Source organism: Enterobacter sp. PL_is511, from assembly GCF_055816065.1.
This window is the reverse complement of sequence record NZ_JBVPGP010000012.1, coordinates 56972-83098: the sequence shown is the minus strand read 5'-3', so window position 1 is coordinate 83098 and position 26127 is coordinate 56972. Positions and strand designations below refer to the sequence as shown.

21 protein-coding genes are annotated in these 26127 nt (G+C 57.0%); 11 read left to right on the top strand and 10 right to left on the bottom strand.

The features are described from left to right. Positions 1-10 precede the first annotated feature (10 nt). Positions 11-859: an AraC family transcriptional regulator gene (locus AC0TN7_RS01275; protein ID WP_463727432.1), complete on the top strand. Its 849-nt coding sequence runs from the start codon at positions 11-13 to the stop codon at positions 857-859. Here the strand turns inward: AC0TN7_RS01275 and AC0TN7_RS01270 are convergent. The 5 genes from AC0TN7_RS01270 to AC0TN7_RS01250 are packed head-to-tail and all read right to left on the bottom strand — an operon-like array spanning position 846 to position 5809. Then, the gene (locus AC0TN7_RS01270) at positions 846-1202 is read right to left on the bottom strand and encodes a PTS fructose-like transporter subunit IIB (protein WP_024909177.1); all 357 of its coding nucleotides are present in this window, start codon (positions 1200-1202) and stop codon (positions 846-848) included. The two genes, AC0TN7_RS01275 and AC0TN7_RS01270, sit on opposite strands and share 14 nt — an antisense overlap. A 2-nt stretch (positions 1203-1204) precedes the next feature. Then, a complete protein-coding gene (locus tag AC0TN7_RS01265) occupies positions 1205-2080 on the bottom strand; it encodes a [formate-C-acetyltransferase]-activating enzyme (protein ID WP_463727431.1) in 876 nt (291 codons plus the stop codon). Next, positions 2046-4343: a formate C-acetyltransferase gene (locus tag AC0TN7_RS01260; protein WP_267217758.1), complete on the bottom strand. Its 2298-nt coding sequence runs from the start codon at positions 4341-4343 to the stop codon at positions 2046-2048. The genes AC0TN7_RS01265 and AC0TN7_RS01260 overlap by 35 nt, the downstream gene beginning before the upstream one ends. A 51-nt stretch (positions 4344-4394) precedes the next feature. Further along, entirely contained in the window at positions 4395-4715 is a 321-nt protein-coding gene (locus AC0TN7_RS01255; RefSeq protein ID WP_024909180.1) for a PTS fructose-like transporter subunit IIB, read from the bottom strand. A 14-nt stretch (positions 4716-4729) separates the two neighbouring features. Next, complete coding sequence (locus AC0TN7_RS01250; RefSeq protein WP_267217759.1) at positions 4730-5809, bottom strand: PTS fructose transporter subunit EIIC; 1080 nt, start codon at positions 5807-5809, stop codon at positions 4730-4732. 303 nt (positions 5810-6112) lie between these two features. On the opposite strand from AC0TN7_RS01250, the gene ptsP reads away from it, so the two are divergent. Genes ptsP through gldA form a run of 3 tightly spaced genes read left to right on the top strand, consistent with a single transcriptional unit; the run spans position 6113 to position 10407 of the window. Then, positions 6113-8614, top strand: coding sequence for a phosphoenolpyruvate--protein phosphotransferase (ptsP, locus tag AC0TN7_RS01245; protein WP_267217760.1), 2502 nt, complete (start codon positions 6113-6115; stop codon positions 8612-8614). A gap of 14 nt (positions 8615-8628) precedes the next feature. Next, entirely contained in the window at positions 8629-9291 is a 663-nt protein-coding gene (gene fsa, locus AC0TN7_RS01240; protein WP_208763348.1) for a fructose-6-phosphate aldolase, read from the top strand. Positions 9292-9303: 12 nt separating this feature from the next. After that, a complete protein-coding gene (gene gldA / locus AC0TN7_RS01235; RefSeq protein ID WP_008501794.1) occupies positions 9304-10407 on the top strand; it encodes a bifunctional L-1,2-propanediol dehydrogenase/glycerol dehydrogenase in 1104 nt (367 codons plus the stop codon). 83 nt (positions 10408-10490) lie between these two features. On the opposite strand, the gene katG is transcribed toward gldA, so the two are convergent. The 4 genes from katG to metB all read right to left on the bottom strand — a co-directional run bounded on the left by katG (position 10491) and on the right by metB (position 17593). Continuing rightward, entirely contained in the window at positions 10491-12671 is a 2181-nt protein-coding gene (gene katG, locus AC0TN7_RS01230) for a catalase/peroxidase HPI (protein WP_267217761.1), read from the bottom strand. 209 nt (positions 12672-12880) lie between these two features. After that, on the bottom strand, positions 12881-13771 hold the full coding sequence (metF, locus tag AC0TN7_RS01225) for a methylenetetrahydrofolate reductase (RefSeq protein WP_024909186.1): 891 nt from the start codon (positions 13769-13771) through the stop codon (positions 12881-12883). A 226-nt stretch (positions 13772-13997) separates the two neighbouring features. Beyond that, positions 13998-16430 (bottom strand): bifunctional aspartate kinase/homoserine dehydrogenase II, encoded by a 2433-nt coding sequence (locus AC0TN7_RS01220; protein WP_473701774.1) that lies wholly within the window; start codon positions 16428-16430, stop codon positions 13998-14000. A gap of 2 nt (positions 16431-16432) precedes the next feature. Beyond that, entirely contained in the window at positions 16433-17593 is a 1161-nt protein-coding gene (gene metB / locus AC0TN7_RS01215; RefSeq protein WP_024909188.1) for a cystathionine gamma-synthase, read from the bottom strand. A gap of 276 nt (positions 17594-17869) precedes the next feature. On the opposite strand from metB, the gene metJ reads away from it, so the two are divergent. Beyond that, positions 17870-18187: a met regulon transcriptional regulator MetJ gene (metJ, locus tag AC0TN7_RS01210; protein ID WP_015966498.1), complete on the top strand. Its 318-nt coding sequence runs from the start codon at positions 17870-17872 to the stop codon at positions 18185-18187. 49 nt (positions 18188-18236) lie between these two features. Here the strand turns inward: metJ and rpmE are convergent, their stop codons facing one another. After that, complete coding sequence (gene rpmE, locus AC0TN7_RS01205) at positions 18237-18449, bottom strand: 50S ribosomal protein L31 (protein ID WP_003862040.1); 213 nt, start codon at positions 18447-18449, stop codon at positions 18237-18239. Between the two features lie 200 nt (positions 18450-18649). Between rpmE and priA the strand changes: the two genes are divergently transcribed. From priA to menA, 6 genes are all read left to right on the top strand, one after another. Next, the gene (gene priA, locus AC0TN7_RS01200; protein WP_473701773.1) at positions 18650-20845 is read left to right on the top strand and encodes a primosomal protein N'; all 2196 of its coding nucleotides are present in this window, start codon (positions 18650-18652) and stop codon (positions 20843-20845) included. 119 nt (positions 20846-20964) lie between these two features. Continuing rightward, positions 20965-21990 carry a DNA-binding transcriptional regulator CytR gene (cytR, locus tag AC0TN7_RS01195; RefSeq protein ID WP_023309683.1) on the top strand — a complete coding sequence of 342 codons (1026 nt, stop codon included), beginning with the start codon at positions 20965-20967 and terminating at the stop codon, positions 21988-21990. Positions 21991-22083: 93 nt separating this feature from the next. Beyond that, positions 22084-23079 (top strand): cell division protein FtsN, encoded by a 996-nt coding sequence (gene ftsN, locus AC0TN7_RS01190; RefSeq protein WP_157189880.1) that lies wholly within the window; start codon positions 22084-22086, stop codon positions 23077-23079. A gap of 94 nt (positions 23080-23173) precedes the next feature. Further along, a complete protein-coding gene (gene hslV / locus AC0TN7_RS01185; protein WP_008501802.1) occupies positions 23174-23704 on the top strand; it encodes an ATP-dependent protease subunit HslV in 531 nt (176 codons plus the stop codon). Between the two features lie 9 nt (positions 23705-23713). After that, positions 23714-25048, top strand: a complete 1335-nt coding sequence (gene hslU / locus AC0TN7_RS01180) for an HslU--HslV peptidase ATPase subunit (protein ID WP_023309685.1) — start codon at positions 23714-23716, stop codon at positions 25046-25048. A gap of 68 nt (positions 25049-25116) precedes the next feature. After that, a complete protein-coding gene (menA, locus tag AC0TN7_RS01175) occupies positions 25117-26037 on the top strand; it encodes a 1,4-dihydroxy-2-naphthoate polyprenyltransferase (RefSeq protein WP_248166378.1) in 921 nt (306 codons plus the stop codon). The last annotated feature ends 90 nt before the right edge of the window (positions 26038-26127 follow it).

The window sequence follows — 26127 nt, the reverse complement described above, 5'->3', positions numbered from 1 at the left end:
GGTATCCACCATGCACCACGACATTACCCGCATCCTGACGGACCTGATCAACAGCACAACGCCGCTGCGTCAGGTGCATTTTGCAAACCCAGCGACCTCAGCCCCCGAACTTGCCTTGCAGGTCGATTTTCCGCGTCTGGAGATTGTGATCGAAGGTTCGATGAAAGACCAGGCTGCCTGCGTTTTACAGCAGGGTGATGTTTTATACGTCCCGGCTGGCGGCTGGAATAATCCACAATGGCAAGCCCCCGCAACAACGCTGAGCATCCTGTTTGGCAAACAGCAGCTTGGGTTTAGCCTTCTGCACTGGGACGGTGTAGACGTTTGTAACCTGGCGAAGCAGCACGTTGCCCGCCGCGGTCCGCGCATTGGCTCGCTTCTCTTACAGACGCTCCATGAAATGCAGATGCAACCGCACGAGCAGCAAACCGCGCGGCTGATTATCGCCAGCCTGCTTAGCCACTGCGTCGACCTGCTGGGGAGTCAGATCCAAACCGCCTCCCGCAGTCAGGCTCTGTTTGAGGCGATTCGGGTCTATATTGACGAACACTTCGCCACTCCGCTTACCCGGGAATCCGTCGCGCAGGCGTTTTATATCTCCCCAAACTACCTGTCGCATCTGTTTCAGAAAACGGGCGCAGTGGGTTTCAATGAATACCTGACGCATACCCGGCTTGAACACGCGCGCCAGCTGTTGAAAGGGTATGATTTAAAAGTGAAAGAGGTGGCGCATGCCTGCGGATTTGTCGACAGTAACTATTTCTGTCGGTTATTTCGCAAGAACACGGAGCGTTCGCCGTCAGAATACCGTCGCCAGTATCACAGTCAGCTCACCGGAAAGGCAGCTAGTCCAGAATGACCTGAGTATGCTGCGGAGCGGATAGCATTTTACGCACCGCTCCCATCACCTTTTGGGGATCACGTAAAAAGGCGTTAATACCGCACTTCACGTAGCGCGTATGCTCGAAACGTTCACTGCCCGCCAGTTCGATATCAGTAATGAGCAATACGACATCGGCACGCCGGATGTCCTCTTCCGTAAGCTCGCTCTCAACGCCCAGCGCTCCCTGCGTCTCGATGTTAACGCTCCACTTCTCCTGCTGGCAGAGCTTTTCCAGCCGTTCGGCAGCCATATAGGTATGTGCGACACCACTGACGCACGCGGTCACCGCCACCAGATGACGTCCCGCTATCACTGTCATGTTCAGCCTCCCAGGGTAACATTGAAACCTTCGCGCTCGGCCAGTAGACGCATCGCTGACACCTCATCTTCTGTCGGCGGGCTCGCTTGCCGCATTCCCCACTTCTGCCCCAGCAGGCGGTATTTTGGCTCCCCATACTGATGGAAGGGCAACAAATGCAGCTGCCGTATTCCTGAAGGTAGCAGGAAAGCCAGCACGCGCGCCATGTTCGTTTCGTTAAGCGTATAGCCAGGAATAAGCGGGACGCGGGGAATCACGTTTATCCCGTCAGCCACCAGCTGACGGAAATTATCCAGTACTCTGGGAAGATTCATTGCCACAATTGATTGGGCCAGCGCCGTGTCCATGATCTTCAAATCAAACAGCACTTCATCACACTGGCGCGCCAGCGGCATTAGTCGGGACAACGGCGCATCGCCTGCCGTTTCGATGGCCGTATGCACGCCGAAACGACGCAACCTCTGTAGAAACTTTGTCGCGAAAGGCGCCTGCAGCAACACTTCCCCGCCCGAAAGCGTCACCCCGCCTCCCGAGGATCGAAAGAAGACATCGTCTTTCATTACCTCGTTTTCCAGCTCATCCAGGGTCACATCTCTTCCGATATGCCCGAAGGCACCGGACGGACATTCATCTGCGTCCCGCAGGCAGGGAACACAGTGCAGGCATTTACTCTCCCGACGCACCGTTTCGATTTTCGGCGAGATCGACTCCGGATTCGCGCACCACGGACAGCGGTGAGGGCAGCCTTTAAAAAAAACCACCGTACGGATGCCGCGTCCGTCATTTAATGAGTAGCGCTGGATATTGAAAATACGCGCCACGTCGACGCGCGTTTCAACCACGTCACAGCTGATGCGCTGTGCGGCGGATAATATCATCCTGGATCTCCTTCGATAGCTCAACAAAGAAGGCGCTGTAGCCTGCAACGCGTACCACCAGCCCGGCAAAATCCTGCGGACGCTGTTGCGCTTCACGCAGTGTTTCCGCATTCACCACGTTGAACTGGATATGCTGCAACTTAAGCTGGGTGAAGGCGCGAAGGAAATCCGCCAGCTTTTGCAGCCCGGCATCACCTTCCAGCGTCGCAGGGGTGAATTTAACGTTTAGCAGCGTGCCATTAGATAACAGATAGTTATCCAGCTTACTTACCGATTTCAGTACCGCCGTCGGGCCCTGCATATCTTGTCCAAGCATCGGCGAAAGCCCACCGTCTGCCAGTTGTTCCCCGGCAAAACGGCCATCGGGCGTTGCCCCCACCACCGCCCCCAGCGGCACGTGTGCCGATACGGTATAAGAACCCGGGGTGAACTGCCCGCCGCGCGGGTTGCGGTATTTTTCGACCTCTTTACAGTAGTGGCGCAGCAGTTCAGCGCTGATGTTGTCGACATCATCGATATCATTGCCGTATTTTTCGAAGCGATTGATCAACCGGGCGCGGATTTTTTTGCCCTCAGGCGTGGCAAAGTTAGCGTTTAACACGGCTAACAGCGCGTCAAAACTTAAGCGCTGCTGTTCAAAGACCAGCCCTTTCAGGGCGTGCAGCGAGTCGCTCAAATTCGCTATCCCGATGCCCTGCACGCCGGAAAAGTTATAGCGCGCGCCACCGTCGGTGATGTCTTTCCCTGATGCTAAGCAATCGCTGATAAAAGAAGAGAGCAATGGCACCGGAGCCCAGTCACGATGGCCGATATCGCAGATATTGCTCCCCTCAACCATCAGCGCAATGTAGTGATTAATTTTGGCGCGAATATGCTCCAGCAAGCCTTCATAACTCAGCGCTGCGTTGCCTTCGTTCTCCTGCATCGCGATTTCCATCACCTTCAGCAGGTTAAACATCGCGATATCGTGCAGACCGTAGGTTTTACCCGGAATTGACAGCTCTACACAGCCAACCACCGCGTAGTCGCGCGCATCTTCCAGCGACACTCCCCTGTTGAGGAAGGCAGGCACCACCACTTCATCGTTAAAGATCTGCGGGATGCCGGTACCCAGGCGGATCGTTTCCGCCGTTTTAAGCAGGAATGCCCGGTCGATGAGTTCGTTAACCCGCACGCCGAGGTTCGGTTGAGGAAGCTGAACGCTCTGGTAAGCATCCAGACACAGGAAGGAGAGCACGTTAACCGCGCTACGCCCGCTCTCCGTCAGGCCGCCCAATAGTGCGGTATACCCGGTCGGGAACCCGGCAAAATAGCGGGCGCTGCTGGTGGAGCGTAAAAGCACCACATCATTGCACTTCACCCACAGCGATTCCAGAATCTCTTTCAGGAACGCGGGTTCTTCGCCCTGTGAGAGCGAGGCCTGATAAAAGGGCAGCATGTACTGGTCAAAGCGCCCGATGGAGAGCGAGCTGGCGTTAGATTCATACTGCAAAATGACGTTCATGTACCAGAAGAGCTGACACGCCTGCCAGAACGTTTGCGGCTTATGCTGCGCGTTGTGGCGCGAGATTTCTGCCATCTTCCGTAATTCTTCACGCCGTGAAGCTTCATCACAGACGGTAGCAAGGGTTTCAGCCAGCGCGGCGTAGCGCAGAATATGACGCTGGGACGCTTCAAGCAGAATCAGCGCGGCGGCATAGAACGTGTTCTGCGCATCGCGGGCGCAGTGTTCGCGCAATTCCTCCACCAGCACACCCAGGCCGTTATTGAGCAGGCGCGGATAATCAATAATGATATGCCCCTGCCCTTTGTCCGTTTGGTTGACGCTGAAAATTTGCGTCCCCACAGCGGCTTTCACCTCATCCGTCATCTGGCTGTTAATGAAATCCTTCATCGACCGTTTTTCCCAGTAGGGATACAGCACGTCACGGTAGATCTGCTTATCCTCATCGCTGATTTCAAAGCGATCCTGCGGACGCCTGGCAAACTGGTCCAGCTCCTTAAGCAGCCAGTAGGGATCCATCTCAGGAGACATAATGCCCGCACGCGGTTTAACGGTCCGGTTTCCGGCAATCAGTTCCTCATCACGAATCGCGATGTTCACATGGTCAAGAATGTACGCCGTGGCTTTTGCACGCCTGAGGATAACCGGCTCGCCCTCCGTCTGCTTATGGCTGGCGGTATAGAGCAAAGCACGCTCAAGCGAGATTTCACGTGGGCTGGCAAAAAGTGCGTCTTTCAAACGCTGGGTACGATTCGTCATGAGGGAACTCCTGTAACGGAAAACGAGCCCGCCCCGAAGGGCGGGAGAGCGTCAGGCGGTTTGCGCCAGGTGGGCATCAATTTTGTTCATGATGGCGTCAGCGCGTTTCACCGCGTCGCTGATGTTGACGCGCACGATGGTTTTCCCGGTAAAACGTTCTTCGAACTTAATGCCAATATCTTTGGTCAGGATCACCATATCCGCTGCGGCGATATCCTCAGCATTCAGTTCGTTCTCAAGACCAATCGACCCCTGCGTTTCAACCTTCACTTCCCAGCCTTTGGCTTTAGCGGCGCTTTCCAGCGCTTCGGCCGCCATGTAGGTATGAGCAACGCCTGACGGGCATGCGGTTACTGCGATAATTCGGGCCATGTTCTCTTCCTCACTCAGTTAATTTCGAAATCCAGATCCAGGTCGTCCTCTTTTTCATCGACCTGTTTTGCATTCTTGCGGGCAATACTCTTCAGCACGTTGACGCTAATGGCAGTCACCACAGCCCCTAAGGCAACCGCCGCGATGTAGCCCAGTTTGCCCTCCACCACAGGGAGAACGATAAGCCCGCCCCATCCGGCATAACATTGCGCGCCCATCACGGCAGCCGTCACTGCGCCGCACGCGGATCCCAGCATGATGGAGGGAATGACACGCAGAGGGTCGGCTGCGGCGAACGGAATGGCCCCTTCGGTGACCCCCACGCAGCCCATCACTAATGCAGCCTTGCCCGCTTCGCGCTCTTCACCGGTAAAATTCTTGCGATTAATCAACGTCGCCAGGCCTAAGCCCAGAGGAGGCACGCAGATGCCTACCGCCGCAATCGCCACCACGGTGTAGACGCCCTGAGCAACGCAGATCAGCATGAAGGCATAGGCGACTTTATTAATCGGGCCGCCCATGTCGAAGGCCAGCATCAACCCCATGATGATGGCCAGCACGACGATGCTGCCCTGCTGCATCCCTTGCAGCCACTGGGTTAAGCCCGTCGTCAACGCACCAACAGGTTCGCCCAGACCCCACATCATGATGCCCGCGGTAACAAAGGTGCCGATGATAGGGATGATGAAGATAGGCATGACGGAGCGCAGGACTTTCGGGACCGGCAGTTTTTTCAGATACCAGACCACAATCCCGCCGAGGATCCCGGCAATAATGGCGCCGAAGAAACCCGCACCGAAGCTGTTACCAACCCACGCGGCAATAGCACAGGGAGCAAGCGCGGCGCGCTCGGCAATGGAGTAGCCAATATAGGCGGCCAGGAAAGGCACCATCAGCGTTAACCCCGCCACGCCGATATCGAATAGCTTTTTGAGGTTGGGATCGGTTGCGGCATCCGGTACCGCGCCCTTGCCGTACAGCATGACTGAAACCGCCAGCAAAATACCGCCCGCGACCACGAACGGGATCATGTGCGACACCCCGGTCATCAGATGCTGCCGCGTGTTCTTGAGAATATGCACCAACTCTTTCATATGTCGCTCCAGGCCTAAAACCATAAAGATGTTGTGGCAAACAATAGGCAATCAGGAAGACGGCGGACAGGAGACAAAAAGGCCATTTACTGGATTTTTGTAATGTCGAAATGAAAATGCGATCCGCCTCGACATTTCGAAGCACTCCGGCGCTAAGCAAAAATTAATAACCTGTGAGTCAAATCTCACTTTTCGCGTGATATTACATTTATCCAGTGTTTGGCATATTTGTCACATGGCGCGCATCATCACCACGCTCGTATGCTGTTCCCCAATGAATGTTGATTGCTTTCAGGAGTGTGTATGGCTCTGGTAGTGGAATTTACCTGTGAATTACCCAACGGGGTTCACGCGCGTCCGGCAAGTCATGTGGAGACGCTGTGCAATACGTTTATCTCACAGATCGAATGGCATAATCTGCGCACCGACCGAAAAGGGAATGCCAAGAGCGCACTGGCACTTATTGGCACCGACACGCTGGCAGGCGACGCCTGTCGTCTGGTGATCCACGGTGAAGATGAGCAGAGCGCCCATCAACAGCTGGAACAATGGCTCCGGGAAGAGTTTCCACACTGTGATGCGACGCTCGCAGAAGCCATCAATATTGAGCGCGATCCGCTGCCAGAATCCCTCGCGCGCCTTAATCCAACGCTTTTCCGCGCCCTGCCCGTTTGCAGCGGTAGCGCCCAGGGCGTGTTGACCTTGCTGACCTCGCTGGATCTCAATGCACTGACGGATTTACCCGACGCGAAAAACGTGGAAGAAGAGCAGTCAGCGCTGGATAGCGGCCTCACCCTGCTGGTGAAAAATATTGAGCTGCGCGCGCTGGACAGCGACAGCACCGCCAGCGCCATTCTTGAAGCCCATCGTTCGCTGGCTACGGATACCTCTTTGCGCCAGCATCTTCTTGCGGGCGTAAGCCAGGGGCTAAGCTGTGCGCAAGCGACAATCGCCACAGCCAACCATTTCTGCGATACGTTCTCTCGTTCCAGCAGCAGCTACTTACGGGAACGTGCGCTGGATGTGCGCGATGTCTGCTATCAACTTTTACAACAGATTTATGGTGAACAACGCTTCCCCGCACCGGGACAGCTCACTCAACAGAGTGTTTGTCTGGCTGATGATCTTACGCCCGGCCAGTTCCTGGAACTCGATAAAACCTTACTTAAGGGGCTGCTGTTAAAAAGCGGCGGAACCACCTCGCACACCGTCATTCTTGCACGTTCCTTTAATATTCCGACGCTGGTGGGCGTCGACAGTGAAAGCCTGCTGCAGTGGCGCAATAAATCCGTATTTATTGATGGAAATGCCGGTGCGGTCGTGGTCAACGCCAGCGATGCGGTGGCACGCTACTACCGCCAGGAAGCACGAGTACAACAGACACTACGCGAGCAGCAGCGTATCTGGCTCGATCGGGAAGCCAGAACCGCCGATGGCCTGCGCGTTGAGATTGCCGCGAACATCGCCCACGCGGTGGAAGCGCAGGCAGCATTCGGGAACGGCGCCGAGGGCGTTGGCCTGTTTCGCACCGAAATGCTGTATATGGACCGCAGCAGCGCACCCGGTGAAAACGAGCTGTACAACATTTTCTGTCAGGCGCTGGAGAGTGCAAACGGGCGCAGCATTATCGTGCGCACCATGGATATCGGCGGCGATAAGCCGGTGGCGTACCTGAATATCCCGGCCGAAAACAACCCGTTCCTCGGCTACCGCGCCGTACGCATTTACGAAGAGTATGCAGCGCTTTTCACCACCCAGCTTCGGGCGATCCTGCGCGCCTCTGCTCACGGCAGCCTGAAGATCATGATCCCGATGATCTCTTCTATGGAAGAGATCCTGTGGGTGAAAGAGAAACTTGCCGAAGCGAAACAGCAGCTCCGGGCTGAACATATTCCATTTGATGAAAAAATCCCGCTCGGCATCATGCTGGAAGTGCCTTCGGTAATGTTCATCATCGATCAGTGCTGTGAAGAGATTGATTTCTTTAGCATCGGCAGCAATGACCTGACGCAATATCTGCTGGCCGTCGACCGCGACAACGCCAAAGTCACACGCCACTACAACAGCCTGAACCCAGCCTTCCTGCGGGCGCTGGATTACGCGGTGCAAGCCGTCCATCGCCAGGGGAAATGGATTGGCCTGTGCGGCGAACTGGGTGCAAAAGGTTCGGTGCTGCCATTGCTGGTGGGTCTGGGTTTGGACGAACTGAGCATGGGGTCGCCCGCCATTCCGGCAACCAAAGCGCGTCTGGCACAGCTTGATAGCCGCGCCTGCCGCCAGCTGCTGAACCAGGCCATGGCGTGCCGCACCTCGCTTGAAGTGGAACACCTGCTGGCACAGTTCCGCATGAATCAGCAGGACACGCCGTTGGTCACACCTCGCTGTATTTCGCTGGACAATGACTGGAACAGTAAAGAAGAGGTCATGAAAGGGATGACCGATAACCTGCTGCTCGCCGGACGTTGCCGCTACCCCCGCAAGCTGGAGGCCGATCTGTGGGCGCGCGAAGCCGTATTCTCTACCGGTCTTGGCTTCAGCTTCGCCATTCCGCACAGCAAGTCTGAGCACATTGAGCAATCCACCATCAGCGTCGCACGCCTGAAATCGCCGGTCATGTGGGGCGATGAAGAAGCGCAATTCATCATCATGCTGACGCTGAATAAACACGCCGCGGGAGATCAGCATATGCGTATTTTCTCCCGTCTGGCACGCCGCATCATGCATGACGATTTCCGCAGCGCGCTGGTCAACGCCAGCTCAGAAGAGGCCATCGCCTCCCTGCTGCAACACGAATTAGAACTCTGAAACGAGGAAGAGTAATGGAACTGTATCTGGATACCGCCAACGTGGCGGAAGTTGAACGTCTGGCGCGCATCTTTCCTATTGCGGGCGTCACCACCAACCCGAGCATCATCGCCGCCAGCCGCGAATCCATCTGGGACGTGCTGCCGCGTCTGCAAAAAGCCATCGGACCGGAAGGCACGCTGTTTGCTCAAACCATGAGCCGCGATGCCGAAGGCATGGTGGCGGAAGCCAAACGTTTGAGTAACGCCATACCGGACATCGTGGTGAAAATCCCTGTCACGGCTGAGGGCCTTACCGCGATCAAGGCGTTGAAAAAAGAGGGGATAACCACGCTGGGGACCGCCGTTTATAGCGCTGCACAGGGCTTGCTCGCCGCACTCGCAGGGGCGAAATATGTCGCGCCGTACGTAAACCGCGTTGATGCGCAGGGCGGTGACGGCATTCGCATGGTGCAGGAGCTGCAGTCTCTGCTGGAACTGCACGCGCCGGAAAGCAAGGTGCTGGCCGCCAGCTTCAAAACGCCGCGTCAGGCGCTGGACTGTCTGTTGGCGGGATGCGAGGCAATCACGCTTCCCTTAGACGTAGCGCAACACATGCTCGGCACGCCAGCGGTAGAGTCAGCCATAGAGAAGTTTGAGCAGGACTGGAAAAACGCGTTTGGTAACCTCAACCTCTAAGGGAGAACTGTTATGGACCGTATCATTCAATCGCCGGGGAAATATATCCAGGGCGCTGATGTGCTTACCCGTCTCGGCGACTACCTGAAACCCCTGGCCAATCGCTGGCTGGTGGTCGGCGATAAATTTGTGCTGGGTTTTGCCGAAGAGACCCTGCGTCAGAGTTTTAAAAAAGCCGAACTGCATGCCGAAATCGCGCCGTTTGGTGGTGAATGTTCACAAAATGAAATCGATCGCCTGAAAAAGCTGGCCGACAGCGCCGACTGCCTGGCAGTGCTGGGCATTGGCGGCGGTAAAACGCTGGATACCGCCAAAGCGCTGGCCCATTTCATGGACGTACCCGTCGCTATTGCGCCAACTATCGCCTCCACCGATGCGCCATGCAGCGCCCTTTCCGTCATTTACACCGACAGCGGTGAGTTCGATCGCTACCTGATGCTGCCTCACAACCCGAACATGGTTATCGTCGATACCAAAGTGGTAGCGGGTGCGCCGGCACGTCTGCTGGCCGCCGGGATTGGCGATGCGCTGGCGACGTGGTTTGAAGCACGCGCCTGCTCGCGCAGCGGTGCGACCACCATGGCGGGCGGCAAATGTACGCAGGCAGCACTCGCGCTGGCCGAGCTGTGCTACAACACGCTGGTTGAAGAGGGTGAAAAAGCCATGCTGGCGGCGGAACAGCATGTGGTTACACCGGCGCTGGAACGCATTATCGAAGCCAACACCTATCTCAGCGGCGTAGGCTTTGAAAGCGGCGGGCTGGCGGCAGCACACGCTATTCATAACGGCATGACGGCGGTGCCGGACGCGCATCACTTCTATCACGGCGAAAAAGTGGCGTTTGGTACGCTGACGCAGCTGGTACTGGAAAACGCGCCGGTAGAAGAAATAGAGACCGTCGCCGCGCTTTGTCACAGCGTTGGGCTGCCGATCACCCTGGCACAGCTGAACATCAAAGAGGATATTCCGGCCAAAATGCGTCTGATCGCGGAAGCGTCCTGTGCGGAAGGAGAAACCATCCACAACATGCCCGGCGGCGTAACGCCGGATCAGGTGTATGCGGCACTGCTGGTAGCCGACCAGTATGGGCAGCGGTTCCTGCAGGAGTGGGAGTAAATAGCGTGAATAAAAATCCCCGCATCAGCGGGGATTTTTTTGCCCGTAGGCCGGGTAAGCGTTAGCGCCACCCGGCACAAGGGTTACTGCAGGTCAAACCGGTCCAGATCCATCACCTTCGCCCATGCGGCAACGAAGTCGCGGACAAACTTCTCATGCGCATCATCGCTGGCGTAAACCTCTGCCAGCGCACGCAGGACGGCGTTCGAACCGAAGACCAGATCGGCGCGGGTGGCGGTATATTTCACTTCACCGCTGGCGCGATCGCTTCCGGCAAACAGCTCATTGGATTCGTCGGTCGCCTTCCACTGCGTGTTCATGTCCAGCAGGTTCACGAAGAAATCGTTGCTCAGCACGCCCTCGCGGTCGGTGAACACGCCATTCTTGCTGCCATCAAAGTTGGCACCCAGCACGCGCAGGCCGCCGATCAGCACCGTCAGCTCCGGTGCGGTCAGCGTCAGCTGCTGGGCCTTGTCGATCAGCAGTGACTCCGTGGTGGACACATCCACCTGCGCACGATAGTTGCGGAAACCATCGGCAACCGGTTCGAGCAGGTTAAACATCTCGATATCCGTCTGATCCTGACGTGCATCCACGCGGCCTGGGGTGAACGGTACGGTGACGTACACGCCTGCGGCTTTTGCGGCCTGCTCAACGCCTACGACGCCCGCCAGCACGATGATATCGGCCAGTGAGGCTTTGTTGGTGGTGCGCTGAATAGCTTCCAGAGCCGGCAACGCGCGAACCGCCGCGGCGTTCACATCCCAGTCGCGCTGAGGCGCCAGCGCCAGACGCGCGCCGTTAGCGCCGCCACGCTTATCGCCACCGCGGAAGGTTGAAGCTGACGCCCAGGCAACGGAAACCAGTTCGCTCACGGACAGACCAGAGGCCGCAATTTCCGCCTTCAGGCTTTCAATGTCTTCTTTCGACGGATTGAACACCGCCTGCGGCAGCGGGTCCTGCCAAATCAGATCTTCTTTCGGCACTTCCGGGCCAAGGTAACGCGATTTTGGCCCCATATCACGGTGGGTCAGTTTGAACCACGCGCGCGCGAAGGCTTCGTTGAAGGCCTGCGGGTCGTTCAGGAAGCGGCGGGAAATTTTCTCGAATTCCGGGTCAAAACGCAGCGTCAGGTCGGTGACCAGCATGGTAGGTTTGCGTTTTTTCGACGGGTCGAACGGATCGGGCATGATTTCCGGTGCATCTACGGCTTCAAACTGAATCGCCCCTGCCGGGCTGCGGGTCTGCACCCATTCGTATTTGAACAGGTTTTCGAAGAAGTAGTTGCTCCACTGCGTCGGGGTTTGTGACCAGATGACTTCCAGACCGGAGGTAATGGCATCAGCACCCACGCCCGTGCCGAGCGTGCTCGCCCAGCCCAGGCCCTGCGCTTCAATTGGTGAGGCTTCCGGGTCGGTACCCACGTGGGTGGCTTCACCCGCGCCGTGAGTCTTACCGAGGGTGTGGCCGCCTGCAATCAGCGCGACGGTCTCTTCATCGTTCATGCCCATGTTGCCGAAGGTCGCGCGAATCGCTGCCGCCGCTGACAGCGGTTCACCGCTGGCGTTTGGCCCTTCCGGGTTCACGTAGATCAGGCCCATTTCGGTGGCGGCCAGAGGACGCTTCGCCAGCGCTTCCGGATCGCGGTGGGTCAGCCAGGCTTTTTCATCACCCCAGTTTACGTCCAGATCCGGTTCCCAGACGTCTTCACGCCCGGCACCGAAACCAAAGGTGCGGAAGCCGGAGTTCTCCAGCGCCACGTTACCCGCGAGGATAAACAGGTCAGCCCAGGAAATTTTTTGTCCGTATTTTTGCTTGATGGGCCACAGCAGACGGCGCGCCTTATCCAGGCTCACGTTATCCGGCCAGGAGTTCAGCGGCGCAAAGCGCTGTTGACCGCGTCCTGCGCCACCGCGTCCGTCAACGGAGCGATAGGTACCCGCGCCATGCCAGGCCATACGGATAAACAGGCCCGCATAGCTGCCCCAGTCGGCAGGCCACCACGGTTGGGAGTCGGTTAAAAGTGCTTTGAGATCGCCTTTCAGCGCGGAGTAATCAAGCTTGCTAAATTCTTTGCGGTAGTCAAAGTCTTCACCCAGCGGGTTCGAACGATTGGAATGTTGGTTAAGAAGATCGATGCGGAGTTGTTTTGGCCACCAGTCGCGGCTGCCTGTACCTGCGCCCGCGCTGTGATCGACGCCGCCCTGATGGAACGGGCATTTGCCGACTGATGCCGCTTTATTGGTTTCGTCTGACGTGCTCATCGCTATGCTCCCTTTTACAGTGTTACCGTTACGATATACGCCCTTGTTGATAAGGTATAGTTGAGATAACCCACAGATTCGATAGTTAAATCCGTTTAATTTCTCATGGAAAATACATGAGTTTTGTACGTCAAAGGCAGCATTGCTGATATGGCAGGAAAATAAAACCCTTATAAATCAAAAAACCCTCCGAAGAGGGCTCTTTTTTGTTACACGCCTGGTCTAACGCCGAGCGTGTGGCATATGGCGTAACTCATCTCAGCACGGTTCAGCGTGTAGAAGTGGAAATCCTTCACCCCTTCACGACTTAAGATCTTCACCATGTCCATCGCGATATTTGCGCCCACCAGCTTGCGTGTTTCCGGGTCATCGTCCAGCCCCTCGTACATTTTAGACATCCAGAGAGGAATACGCACATTGGTCATATCAGCAAATTTCTTCGCCTGTTTGAAGTTAGAGACCGGCAGAATACCCGGGATAATTTCAACGTCGATGCCCGCGGAGACGCAGCGGTCACGGAAGCGCAGATAGCTTTCCACATCAAAGAAGAACTGAGTAATGGCGCGGTTTGCGCCGGCATCCACCTTACGCTTGAGGTTAAGCAGATCGGCCTGAGCGCTTTTCGCTTCCGGATGTACTTCAGGATAAGCGGCCACGGAGATATCAAAGTCCGCCACCCCCTTCAACAGCCCCACCAGATCGGCGGCATACATGTCCGGCTTACCGCTCCCAGGAGGCAGGTCACCGCGCAATGCAACAATATGACGGATACCGTTATTCCAGTAATCCTGGGCGATGGCGCGCAGCTCGTCGCGGGTGGCGTCGATACAGGTGAGGTGCGGGGCCGCTTCGAGACCGGTGCGATCTTTGATGCCTTTAATGATGCTGTGCGTACGGTCACGCTCGCCGGAGTTCGCACCGTAGGTCACGGAGACAAACTTCGGTTTCAGGCTGCTGAGACGATCGATAGAGCTCCACAGGGTTTGCTCCATTTCACTGGTGCGCGGCGGGAAAAATTCAAAAGAGACGTTAATCTGGCCGTTTACTTCGGCCAGGCTCTGATTCAGTGCTTCCCGCTGGTTGGCGTGAAAAAAGCTCATACCTTACCTCTATCAATCGCGTGTCATTGTCTGTTGTGTTGTGAACTTCTATACGTTTAGACGTCCAGATGTAAAAATGACGGAAAAGCGGAGGGACGTCAATAGAAATAATCAACAATAACGGTGAGGTTTGCTCAGGGAATATGAGAAAAATTCAAGATGAGGGTGAGTGCGGTCTGATGCCCTCACCCTAACCCTCTCCCACAGGGAGAGGGAAATGCAGATGTTACAGCAGCTTAGCCAGACGGTTGATGTCGGACTGGATGGCCCCGGCGGTGACATCGCGCCCCGCGCCCGGACCGCGGATCACCAGCGGGTTATCGCGGTACCAGCGGCTTTCGATGGCGAAGACGTTATCGCACGGCAGCAGCGCCGCCAGCGGATGTTCAGGACGCACCGCCTCGACACCGACTCGCGCTTTTCCGTTGGCCTCGAAACGCGCCACGTGGCGCAGCACCAGCCCCATCTCGTTCGCCGCTTCCAGACGCTGCACCATTTGCTCGTTAAGCTCTTCTCCATTTTCAAAGAAATGGTCCACAGAGCCTTCTTCACAGCCGGCAGGCACCAGCGATTCGACGCGTACGGAATCCGGTTCGATGTCATAACCGGCTTCACGCGCCAGGATCACCAGCTTGCGCATCACGTCTTTACCGGAGAGATCAACGCGCGGATCGGGTTCCGTTAAGCCCTGCTGCCACGCCTGATCCACCAGGTCGGTGAACGGTACGGTACCGTCAAACTGCAGGAACAGCCAGGAGAGCGTGCCGGAGAAGATACCGCTCAGCGCCAGAATGCTGTCGCCGCTTTCAATCAGGTCACGCACGGTGTGGTTAACCGGCAGGCCTGCACCCACGGTGGCGTTATACAGCCAGTGGCGCCCCGTTTTTTCAAACGCGTCGTGGATCTGGCGGTATTTATCGGTGCTGCTCGCCCCCGCCAGCTTGTTCGCACTGATGACGTGGAAACCGTGGCTGGCGAAATCAAGGTACTGATCGGCAAGCTGCTCGCTGGCGGTCACGTCCAGCACCACCAGATCGTCATACGGGTGCGCGCGCATCCACAGGAACAGCGACTCTTCATCCTGCTCTACGGCTTCATCATTAAAGAAGGCAAGCGCGCGGCTGGCGTCCAGCCCTTCGTAGTTCAGCAGGCTGCGACGGCTGTCCACCACGCCTGCGAGAATGAATTCGAACCCGGTACGCGCCGAGAGCGTGACCTGTTCGCGGGCGAACAGCTCCAGCCAGCGGGAACCGATGTTGCCTTTACCAAACAGCACCAGGCCGATGCGCTTTTCCGCGCGGAACAGGGAGGTGTGCAGACCCTGAATCAGGCTTTCGGTTGGCCCTTTGCGCAGAACGGCCACCAGGCTGATGCCCTCTTCCGACTGCCAGGTGAACTCCACCGGCTGGCCTTTCAGCTGCTGCCAGAAGCGGTGGCAGTGCAGCGGGTTACGGGTGACGCCCGCGCCCACCATCGCCACCAGCGCCAGCCCCTGACGCAGGCGAAGCTCGCCCGGCAGGCCCGCTTCATCCAGAATTTTCAGGGCGCTGTCCGCCACTTCAGCGGTATAGCAGAACTGCAGCAGCTGGCGGTCATTGTGGACGCCAACGGCCAGCGGGCGCACCTGAGCACGCTTTAACACCAGGTCGATCTCTTTATGCGCCAGTTTGAAGTCCTGGCCCGCAGGCACCTGGAACTCAATCAGGCAGATGTCGTCGTGGCTGGTGACAATACGCGCCCCGGTGCCGGACGCCAGTACGCGTTCAATACGGGTAGAGCCTTGATCCGGGGTGTAGCTGCAGCGCAGCTGGAGGTCGATATCGCTGCCGGAAACCGGCTGCAGCGTGCGCGCGTGCAGTACCGGCGCCGCCAGACGCGCCAGCTCGCTGGCTTCATCCAGGCGCAGCAGCGGCAGCAGACAGGCATCTTTCACTTTACGCGGGTCGGCGCTGTAAACACCGGCCACGTCGCTCCAGATGGTGACGCGGGACACGCCCGCCAGGGCACCGATTTGCGTTGCCGAGTAGTCGGAGCCGTTACGGCCCAGCAGCACGGTTTCACCCGCGTTGCTGCGGCTGATAAAGCCGGTAACCACAATACGTTTGCCCGGATGCTGCACCAGCAGCTGTTGCAGCAGCGGATAGGACAACCCTTCATCCACCTGCGGCTGCGCGGCGCGTTCGGCGCGCAGGAAATCACGCGCGTCGAGCCAGGCCGCCTCCACGCCCAGGTGTTGCAGCACCGCGGCCATCAGGCGCGCGGACCACACTTCACCGTGGCCCACCACTTCGGCATACACCGCATCGGTGATCCCGCTGTCCAGCAGGGCGGCCAGACGCTCAAGGTCATGGGTAAAGGCACTGATCAGCCCGTCCGCCACGTCCGCAGGCAGCAGGCCGGCAATCAGCTCGCTCTGGTAACGGCGTAAGGACTGTTGCACCTGATGCGCAGAGAGGCGATCGGTCTGGCTCAGTTTCAGCCAGCTAATCAACTGGTTGGTGGTGCTGCCCGCCGCCGAGACAACCATCATGTCACCCGGCTGTGAATATTCCGTCATGATCCCTGCGACACGCAGGTAACATTTCACATCAGCAAGACTACTACCACCAAACTTGTGCAGCTGACGACCCTTCGCCCCTGCCTGCGCTATCACACTCATGATTACCCCTTGGCTGCGATCCGGAAGCCATTTTCCAGATCGGCAATTAAATCTTCAGAATCTTCAATACCGGTTGAGATCCGCAGCAGCGTCTCAGAAATCCCGGCGGCGGCACGTGCTTCCGGTGCCATACCTGCGTGCGTCATGGTCGCGGCGTGGGAGATCAAGCTTTCAACCCCACCTAAGGATTCCGCCAGCGTAAACAATGACAGCCCGCTCAGGAAGCGACGCAGCGTTTGCTCGTCACCGTCCAGTTCAAAACTTAACATCGCGCCAAACCCTTTCTGCTGGCGCGCGGCAATTTCGTGCCCCTGATTTTCCGGTAGCGACGGGTGATAGAGCTTCTTCACCAGCGGCTGGTCTTTCAGGAAATCGACAATCGCCTGGGCATTGCGTTGCGCCACTTCCATGCGCGGCGACAGCGTGCGAATGCCGCGCAACAGCAGATAGCTGTCGAAGGCACCCGCGGTGACGCCAATATTATTGGCCCACCATGCCAGTTCGGTGACAACGTCGGGATCTTTGGCAATCACCACGCCCGCGACCACATCAGAATGGCCGTTCAGATATTTAGTGCATGAATGCAATACCAGATCGGCACCCAGTGCGAGTGGGTTCTGAAGGGCCGGACTGAGGAACGTATTATCCACTACACTTATCGCTCCCGCATCCCTTGCGAGCTGACAAATTTTCGCAATATCGACAACGCGCAACAATGGATTGCTTGGACTTTCCACCAGAACCAGCTTTGGCTTCTCTGCCAGCGCCTGTTTCAGCGCCTGTTCATCGTTTTGATCGACAAACAGTACGCGATAGCAGCCGCGTTTTGCCAGGCTATCAAACAGGCGATAGCTGCCGCCGTAGCAATCGTGCGGCGCAACCAGCAGGTCACCTGGTTTCAGGAACACGGTGGTCACCAGGTGAATGGCGGACATCCCCGTATTGGTTAATACGGCGCCTGCGCCACCTTCCAGCTCGGCCAGCGCGCGCTGGGTCACGTCACGCGTAGGGTTGCCACGACGCGAGTAATCATGCGCGCGGGGTTCATTAAATCCGGTGAAGTTGTAGGTACTGGAAAGATGAATGGGCGGGACAACGCAGCCGTACTGCTCGTCATCATTTAATCCGCTACGCACTGCGATAGTGGCCTGTTTACGCGTCATGGTGAGGGCTTCCTGGCGAATGAGGTGAAAAGTCAGGCACCAGAGTAAACATTGAAAGTATGGACGTCAATACATCTGGACATCTAAACTTCTTTGCGTATAGATTGAGCAATGCGCAAATAGCCGTTAAAATTATATGCTTTAGTGCACGCTGCAGCGGCAATATCCGTGCCACGGTATCGTCTCTACGGTAAACTAGGCAAGATTGCGGTTCAAAACGAGTGGTTACAGGTTTTGCACCTTTAGATAAATGACTGAGAGGATTAAAGGTATCTCATGGCTGAATGGAGCGGCGAATATATCAGCCCATACGCTGAGCACGGTAAGAAGAGTGAACAAGTAAAAAAAATTACGGTTTCTATTCCTCTGAAGGTGTTGAAGATCCTCACCGATGAACGTACGCGTCGTCAGGTGAACAACCTGCGCCACGCAACCAACAGCGAGCTGCTGTGCGAAGCGTTTCTGCATGCGTTTACCGGTCAACCGTTGCCGAACGATGAAGATCTGCGTAAAGAACGCAGTGATGAAATCCCGGAAGAGGCGAAGGTGATCATGCGTGAACTGGGTATTGACCCGGAGACGTGGGAATACTGAGAAGCGGATACAAAAAAGGCACCTTGCGGTGCCTTTTTTTTCGGGAAACTTATTTAGCGCCCGGGATGCTGAAACGCTTGTTGAAGCGGTCAACACGGCCACCGGTTGCAACATCACGCTGCTTACCAGTGTAGAACGGGTGGCATTTGCCGCACACGTCCAGGTTCAGATCGTGACCCACGGTAGAGCGGATCTGGATAGAGTTACCGCAAGAACAGTTTGCAGTAATCATTTCGTATTTCGGGTGAATATCTTTTTTCATGGGAGAACCTCAGTTAAGGCCGCGTCGCTCTTCCAGCCCTAACGCCAGACACCACGCGATGTTGATTGTAAGTTCTTTGGCGTAAAGTACACCAAAGGCGGCGAATCATACAGAATTTGACCAACGTATGCAAACTGATCCGCACGCCGCTTTCACTAATGTGTATACTAACGCGCCACTTTTCAAGTCAGGAAGATTCGATGCCCGTCGCTCACGTTGCCCTGCCCGTTCCGCTTCCTCTCACCTTTGACTACCTGCTGCCCGACAGCATGAGCGCCAAAGCGGGCTGTCGCGTGACCGTGCCGTTTGGCAAACAGCAGCGCGTGGGAATTGTTGTCTCCGTCAGCGATCGAAGCGAACTGCCGCTCAATGAACTGAAGTCGGTGGTTGAGGTGCTCGACAGCGAGCCCGTTTATTCCACCAGCACCTGGCGACTGCTGCTGTGGGCGGCGGATTATTATCATCACCCCATTGGCGACGTCCTGTTCCACGCCCTGCCCATCATGCTGCGCCAGGGCAAAAGCGCCAGCCATGCGCCGATGTGGTACTGGTTTGCTACGGAAGATGGCCAGGCCGTCGACATTAACAGCCTCAAGCGCTCACAGAAACAGCAGCACGCCCTGGCGGCGCTGCGTCAGGGGAAAATCTGGCGGCATCAGGTCGACGAGCTTGAGGTCAGCGAAACGGCGCTACAGGCATTAAGAAAGAAAGGGTTGAGCGACCTGGCAAGCGAAGCGCCTGCCCTTTACGACTGGCGCGAGAGTTTCTCCGTTTCAGGGGATCGCCTGCGTCTGAATACCGAACAGGCCACCGCCGTGGGCGCGATTCATAGCGCCTCCGATCATTTCTCCGCCTGGCTGCTGGCGGGCGTGACGGGCTCCGGCAAGACGGAAGTCTACCTGAGCGTGCTGGAAAACGTGCTTGCGCAGGGCAAACAGGCGCTGGTGATGGTGCCGGAAATTGGCCTGACGCCGCAAACCATCGCCCGCTTTCGCGAACGCTTTAACGCGCCGGTTGAGGTGCTGCACTCCGGCCTGAACGACAGCGAACGCCTCAGCGCCTGGCTGAAAGCGAAAAACGGCGAAGCGGCGATTGTGATCGGCACCCGCTCGTCGCTGTTTACGCCGTTTAAAAATCTTGGCGTTATCGTGATCGACGAAGAACACGACAGCTCCTATAAACAGCAGGAAGGCTGGCGCTATCACGCCCGCGATCTGGCTGTTTATCGCGCCCACAGCGAGCAAATTCCTATTATTCTCGGCTCCGCCACGCCTGCGCTCGAAACGCTGCACAACGTGCGCCAGCGTAAATACCATATGCTGCGCCTGACGCGTCGCGCGGGGAATGCCCGTCCGGCCATTCAGCACGTACTGGATCTGAAAGGTCAGCAGGTCCAGGCCGGGCTTGCGCCTGCACTGATTACCCGCATGCGCCAGCACCTGCAGGCGGGCAATCAGGTGATCCTGTTTCTTAACCGTCGCGGATTTGCACCTGCCCTGCTGTGCCACGACTGCGGATGGATTGCCGAGTGCCCGCGCTGTGACCACTACTATACCTTCCACCAGGCCCAGCGGCATTTACGCTGCCACCACTGCGACAGCCAGCGTCCGGTGCCGCGCCAGTGTCCGTCATGTGGCTCAACGCATATCGTGCCGGTGGGGCTGGGAACGGAACAGCTGGAACAGGCCCTTGCGCCCTTCTTCCCCGACGTGCCCCTGTCCCGCATCGACCGGGACACCACCAGCCGCAAAGGCGCGCTGGAACAGCAGCTGGCGGAAGTGCATCGCGGCGGCGCACGCATCCTGATTGGCACTCAGATGCTGGCAAAAGGCCACCACTTCCCGGACGTGACGCTGGTCGCCCTGCTGGACGTGGACGGCGCGCTGTTCTCGGCAGATTTCCGTTCAGCCGAGCGCTTCGCTCAGCTTTATACCCAGGTGGCAGGGCGCGCCGGGCGTGCCGGTAAACAGGGCGAAGTGGTATTGCAAACGCACCACCCGGAGCACCCGCTGCTGCAAACCCTTCTGCACAAAGGCTATGACGCCTTTGCCGAGCAGGCGCTGGCCGAACGCCAGACCATGCAGTTGCCGCCGTGGACCAGCCACGTCATCATCCGCGCGGAAGACCACAACAACCAGCAGGCGCCGCTTTTCCTGCAGCAACTGAGAAACCTCCTGCAGGCCAGCCCGCTGGTGGATAATCAGCTGTGGATTTTGGGCCCGGTGCCGGCACTCGCACCAAAACGCGGCGGACGTTTTCGCTGGCAAATTTTGCTCCAGCACCCCTCTCGCGTTCGTCTTCAGCACATCGTCAGCGGCGCGCTGGTGCTGATTAACACCCTGCCCGAGGCGAGAAAAGTGAAGTGGGTACTGGACGTCGATCCCATTGAAGGCTGAAGCTGGATCGAAAAATTTAACGCTCCTCACACTTTTTATGAAAATTCTGTAACCGATTCCATTAACTATCTGTAAAAATGGTGATGTCAGAAGTTCGGTGTTCAGGCGAGGAGAAGACGTTGAAGTCCAGGAAAGAGGTTGCACCGGCGACCATGAAAGACGTTGCCCAGAAAGCGCAGGTCTCTACGGCAACGGTATCCCGCGCATTAATGAACCCGGATAAAGTCTCCCAGGCGACCCGTAACCGGGTGGAGCAGGCTGCGCTTGAAGTGGGCTATTTCCCACAGGCGATGGGGCGTAACGTCAAACGCAATGAGTCGCGCACCATCCTGGTGATTGTACCGGACATCTGTGACCCTTTCTTCAGCGAGATTATCCGCGGTATTGAAGTCACCGCGGCGGAACAGGGTTACCTGGTGCTGATTGGCGACTGTGCTCACCAGAACCAGCAGGAAAAAACCTTCATCGATCTCATTATCACCAAGCAGATCGACGGCATGCTGCTGCTTGGCTCTCGCCTGCCGTTTGATGCCAGCATTGAAGAGCAGCGTAATTTACCGCCGATGGTCATGGCCAACGAGTTTGCGCCAGAGCTGGAGCTGCCGACGGTCCACATTGATAACCTCACCGCCGCATTCAACGCCGTAAACTATCTCCAGGAACTGGGGCATAAGCGTATTGGCTGTATTGCCGGACCGGAAGAGATGCCGCTGTGTCACTACCGCTTACAGGGCTACGTTCAGGCGCTGCGCCGTACCGGCGTCACCGTCGATCCGCACTACATTGCGCGCGGTGATTTTACCTTCGCTGCGGGTGGACAGGCGCTGGAGAAACTTCTGGACCTGCCTGAGCCGCCAACCGCCGTATTTTGTCACAGCGACGTGATGGCGCTGGGTGCATTATCGTATGCCAAACGCCGCGGCCTTCGCATACCGAAAGATTTATCGATCATCGGATTCGATAATATTTCGCTTTCGGAATTTTGCGATCCGCCGCTCTCAACGGTCGCTCAGCCGCGCTATCAAATCGGCCGCGAAGCAATGCTTCTGCTGCTGGATCAGCTTCACGGTCAAACAGTTAGCAGCGGCTCGCGGTTGCTGGACTGCGAACTGATTGTTCGCGGCACGACCCAGGCATTGACTTAAAGTAAACGTCTTTCGGATACCCTTATCTGGTCAAAGCCCCGCCGCTTAAGTAACATGGCGGGCTGACGAACGAATAAATACAGCGAAACGATAGTGGCACAACGAGATTATGTACGTCGCGGCCAGCCGGCACCTTCGCGACGCAAAAAGAGTAGCTCAAGGAAAAAGCAACGTAACCTGCCTGCTGTCTCGCCAGCAATGGTCGCTATTGCTGCGGCTGTAGTCGTCGCCTTTATTGGTGGCCTGTACTTTATCACGCACCATAAAAAAGAAGAGTCTGAGGCGCTTCAGGCCAGTAAAGTCGCCGGAAACGGCCTTCCTCCGAAGCCTGAAGAGCGCTGGCGCTATATCAAAGAGCTGGAAAGCCGTCAGCCTGGGGTACGTGCGCCAACCGAACCTTCTGCGGGTGGTGAAGTACAGAATGCGAATCAGCTGACGGATGAACAGCGTCAGCTGCTGGCACAAATGCAGGCCGATATGCGCCAGCAGCCTACGCAGCTGAACGAAGTGCCGTGGAATGAACAGACGCCGGCGCAGCGCCAGCAAACGCTGCAGCGACGTCAGGCACAACAGCAGATTCAGCAGCAACAGCAGCAGCAGTGGGCGCAAACCCAGCCGGTGCAGCAGCCTAAAACGCAGCCGCGGGTAACGGAACAACCATACCAGCAGCAGACGCGTACGGTGCAGTCTCAGCCTGTCCAACAGCAGCCGAAAACGCAGCCGCAGAAACAGGCGGCTCAGCCGTATCAGGATTTGCTCCAGACGCCAGCGCATACCACCGCGCAGCAGCCGAAAACGCAGCAGGCCGCACCGGTCACCAAAGAGACCGAAGCGCCGAAGCAGACGGCCGAGAAAAAAGATGAGCGCCGCTGGATGGTACAGTGCGGTTCGTTCAAAGGTGCCGAGCAGGCGGAAACGGTACGTGCTCAGCTGGCCTTTGAAGGGTTTGATTCGCGTATTACCACCAATAACGGCTGGAATCGCGTGGTGATTGGTCCGGTCAAAGGCAAAGAAAATGCCGATGGCACCATTTCGCGTTTGAAAGTCGCCGGCCACACAAACTGCATTCGACTCGCCTCCGGGGGTTGAAACCCCCGAAATCCCCCCCATCTATCATTTAATTCAGCCCTGAGCACAGGCTCAGGGCTTCTGTTTCCCGATTCTGTAACCAGGGGGTCTGCTCGTGACAACAATAGTAAGTGTACGCCGTAACGGCCATGTGGTAATCGCCGGTGATGGCCAGGCCACGCTGGGTAATACCGTCATGAAAGGCAACGTGAAGAAAGTGCGCCGTCTCTACAACGACAAAGTGATCGCCGGTTTTGCAGGCGGCACGGCGGATGCCTTCACACTGTTTGAACTGTTTGAACGCAAACTGGAAATGCACCAGGGTCATCTGGTGAAAGCTGCCGTTGAGCTGGCGAAAGACTGGCGTACCGACCGCATGCTGCGCAAGCTCGAAGCGCTGCTGGCGGTCGCCGATGAGACCGCATCGCTTATCATCACCGGTAACGGTGACGTGATTCAGCCGGAAAATGACCTGATTGCCATCGGCTCTGGCGGCCCTTATGCCCAGGCTGCAGCCCGCGCGCTGTTGGAAAATACCGACATGAACGCGCGTGATATCGCGGTGAAGGCGTTGGATATTGCAGGTGATATCTGCATCTATACCAACCACAACCACACCATCGAAGAATTGACCTCCAAAGCGTAAGGATCTCCCATGTCTGAAATGACCCCACGCGAAATTGTCAGCGAACTGAACAAACACATTATCGGCCAGGATAACGCCAAGCGCTCCGTGGCTATCGCCCTGCGTAACCGCTGGCGTCGTATGCAGCTTGACGAAGAGCTGCGCCACGAAGTCACGCCGAAGAACATTCTGATGATCGGCCCGACCGGCGTCGGTAAAACCGAAATCGCCCGTCGTCTGGCGAAGCTGGCCAACGCGCCGTTCATCAAAGTTGAAGCCACCAAGTTCACCGAAGTGGGCTACGTGGGTAAAGAAGTGGACTCCATCATCCGCGATCTGACCGACTCGGCGATCAAAATGGTGCGCGTCCAGGCGATCGAGAAAAACCGCTATCGCGCGGAAGAGATGGCCGAAGAGCGTATTCTCGACGTGCTGATCCCACCGGCAAAAAACAACTGGGGCCAGGCAGAACAGCAGGCGGAACCGTCCGCTGCGCGTCAGGCGTTCCGCAAGAAGCTGCGTGAAGGCCAGCTGGACGACAAAGAGATTGAGATCGATCTCGCTGCCGCACCAATGGGTGTGGAAATCATGGCGCCTCCGGGCATGGAAGAAATGACCAGCCAGCTGCAGTCCATGTTCCAGAACCTGGGCGGCCAGAAGCAGAAAGCGCGTAAGCTGAAAATTAAAGACGCAATGAAGCTGCTGATTGAAGAAGAAGCCGCGAAGCTGGTGAACCCGGAAGAGCTGAAGCAGGACGCTATCGACGCGGTTGAGCAGCACGGTATCGTGTTTATCGACGAAATCGACAAAATTTGTAAGCGCGGTGGCAACAGCTCCGGCCCGGATGTGTCCCGCGAAGGCGTTCAGCGCGACCTGCTGCCGCTGGTTGAAGGCTGCACCGTCTCCACCAAGCACGGCATGGTGAAAACGGACCACATCCTGTTTATCGCATCAGGTGCCTTCCAGGTTGCCAGCCCGTCGGATCTGATCCCGGAACTGCAGGGCCGTCTGCCTATCCGCGTTGAGCTGCAGGCGCTGACCACCGAAGATTTCGAACGTATCCTGACTGAGCCAAACGCCTCTGCTACCGTACAGTACAAAGCGCTGATGGCGACCGAAGGCGTGAACCTCGAGTTCACCGAAGACGGTATCAAACGTATTGCCCAGGCTGCATGGCAGGTGAACGAAACCACCGAAAACATCGGTGCGCGTCGTCTGCATACCGTGCTGGAACGCCTGGTCGAAGATATCTCTTACGACGCGAGCGACCTGAACGGTCAAACCGTTACCATTGACGCAGAATATGTGAGTAAACATCTGGATGCGTTAGTGGCAGATGAAGATCTGAGCCGTTTTATCCTATAATCGCGGTTACTGGATTCTCATCACGTTTAATGGGGGCTAATGCCCCCATTTTTATTGGCTAAATACTTATGACTGACATCAGCCGTACTCAGGCGTGGCTCGAAAGTCTGCGCCCTAAAACACTTCCTCTGGCCTTTGCCGCGATTATCGTCGGCACCGCCCTTGCCTGGTGGCAGGGTTATTTTGATCCGCTGGTCGCCGCGCTGGCATTGATTACCGCCGGCCTGCTGCAAATCCTCTCCAATCTCGCCAATGACTACGGTGACGCGGTAAAAGGCAGCGACAAGCCGGACCGCATAGGGCCACTGCGCGGAATGCAGAAAGGGGTGATTACCCAGGCGCAGATGAAGCGCGCGCTGATTATCACCGTGGTGTTGATCTGCGCATCCGGCCTGGCGCTGGTGACGGTGGCGTCTAAGACTCCCAGCGATTTCATTGGCTTCCTGGTGCTGGGTTTACTGGCCATTATCGCGGCCATCACCTACACCGTCGGCACGCGACCTTACGGTTATATTGGGCTCGGTGATATCTCCGTACTGGTTTTCTTCGGCTGGCTGAGCGTGATGGGAAGCTGGTACCTGCAGGCGCATACGGTGATCCCTGCCCTGTTCCTGCCCGCGACCGCCTGCGGCCTGCTGGCAACGGCGGTGCTCAACATCAACAACCTGCGCGACATCGACAGCGATCGCGAGAATGGCAAAAATACCCTGGCCGTGCGTCTGGGGCCGGTGAATGCGCGCCGCTATCATGCCTGCCTGCTCACTGGCGCGCTGGTTTGCCTGGCGCTGTTTAACCTGATTTCGTTGCAGAGCGTGTGGGGCTGGCTGTTTGTGCTTGCCGCGCCGCTGCTGATTAAGCAGGCCCGCTTTGTGATGCGTGAACGTAGCCCGTCCGCCATGCCGCCGATGCTGGAGCGCACGGTAAAAGGCGCGCTGCTGACTAACCTGTTGTTCGTCATCGGGATTGTATTAAGCCAGACGCTCAGTTAGCTGACAAATATCAATTAACAATTGATGATTTTGCCAACAACGCATTTCGCACGATATACTGAACACATTCGCAGCAACTGAGCGTTAAAC

Coding starts and splice junctions, on each gene's coding strand:
- AC0TN7_RS01275 (WP_463727432.1), top strand. CDS start 11: ATGCACCACGACATTACCCGCATCCTGACGGACCTGATCAACAGCACA.
- AC0TN7_RS01270 (WP_024909177.1), bottom strand. CDS start 1,202: ATGACAGTGATAGCGGGACGTCATCTGGTGGCGGTGACCGCGTGCGTC.
- AC0TN7_RS01265 (WP_463727431.1), bottom strand. CDS start 2,080: ATGATATTATCCGCCGCACAGCGCATCAGCTGTGACGTGGTTGAAACG.
- AC0TN7_RS01260 (WP_267217758.1), bottom strand. CDS start 4,343: ATGACGAATCGTACCCAGCGTTTGAAAGACGCACTTTTTGCCAGCCCA.
- AC0TN7_RS01255 (WP_024909180.1), bottom strand. CDS start 4,715: ATGGCCCGAATTATCGCAGTAACCGCATGCCCGTCAGGCGTTGCTCAT.
- AC0TN7_RS01250 (WP_267217759.1), bottom strand. CDS start 5,809: ATGAAAGAGTTGGTGCATATTCTCAAGAACACGCGGCAGCATCTGATG.
- ptsP (WP_267217760.1), top strand. CDS start 6,113: ATGGCTCTGGTAGTGGAATTTACCTGTGAATTACCCAACGGGGTTCAC.
- fsa (WP_208763348.1), top strand. CDS start 8,629: ATGGAACTGTATCTGGATACCGCCAACGTGGCGGAAGTTGAACGTCTG.
- gldA (WP_008501794.1), top strand. CDS start 9,304: ATGGACCGTATCATTCAATCGCCGGGGAAATATATCCAGGGCGCTGAT.
- katG (WP_267217761.1), bottom strand. CDS start 12,671: ATGAGCACGTCAGACGAAACCAATAAAGCGGCATCAGTCGGCAAATGC.
- metF (WP_024909186.1), bottom strand. CDS start 13,771: ATGAGCTTTTTTCACGCCAACCAGCGGGAAGCACTGAATCAGAGCCTG.
- AC0TN7_RS01220 (WP_473701774.1), bottom strand. CDS start 16,430: ATGAGTGTGATAGCGCAGGCAGGGGCGAAGGGTCGTCAGCTGCACAAG.
- metB (WP_024909188.1), bottom strand. CDS start 17,593: ATGACGCGTAAACAGGCCACTATCGCAGTGCGTAGCGGATTAAATGAT.
- metJ (WP_015966498.1), top strand. CDS start 17,870: ATGGCTGAATGGAGCGGCGAATATATCAGCCCATACGCTGAGCACGGT.
- rpmE (WP_003862040.1), bottom strand. CDS start 18,449: ATGAAAAAAGATATTCACCCGAAATACGAAATGATTACTGCAAACTGT.
- priA (WP_473701773.1), top strand. CDS start 18,650: ATGCCCGTCGCTCACGTTGCCCTGCCCGTTCCGCTTCCTCTCACCTTT.
- hslU (WP_023309685.1), top strand. CDS start 23,714: ATGTCTGAAATGACCCCACGCGAAATTGTCAGCGAACTGAACAAACAC.
- menA (WP_248166378.1), top strand. CDS start 25,117: ATGACTGACATCAGCCGTACTCAGGCGTGGCTCGAAAGTCTGCGCCCT.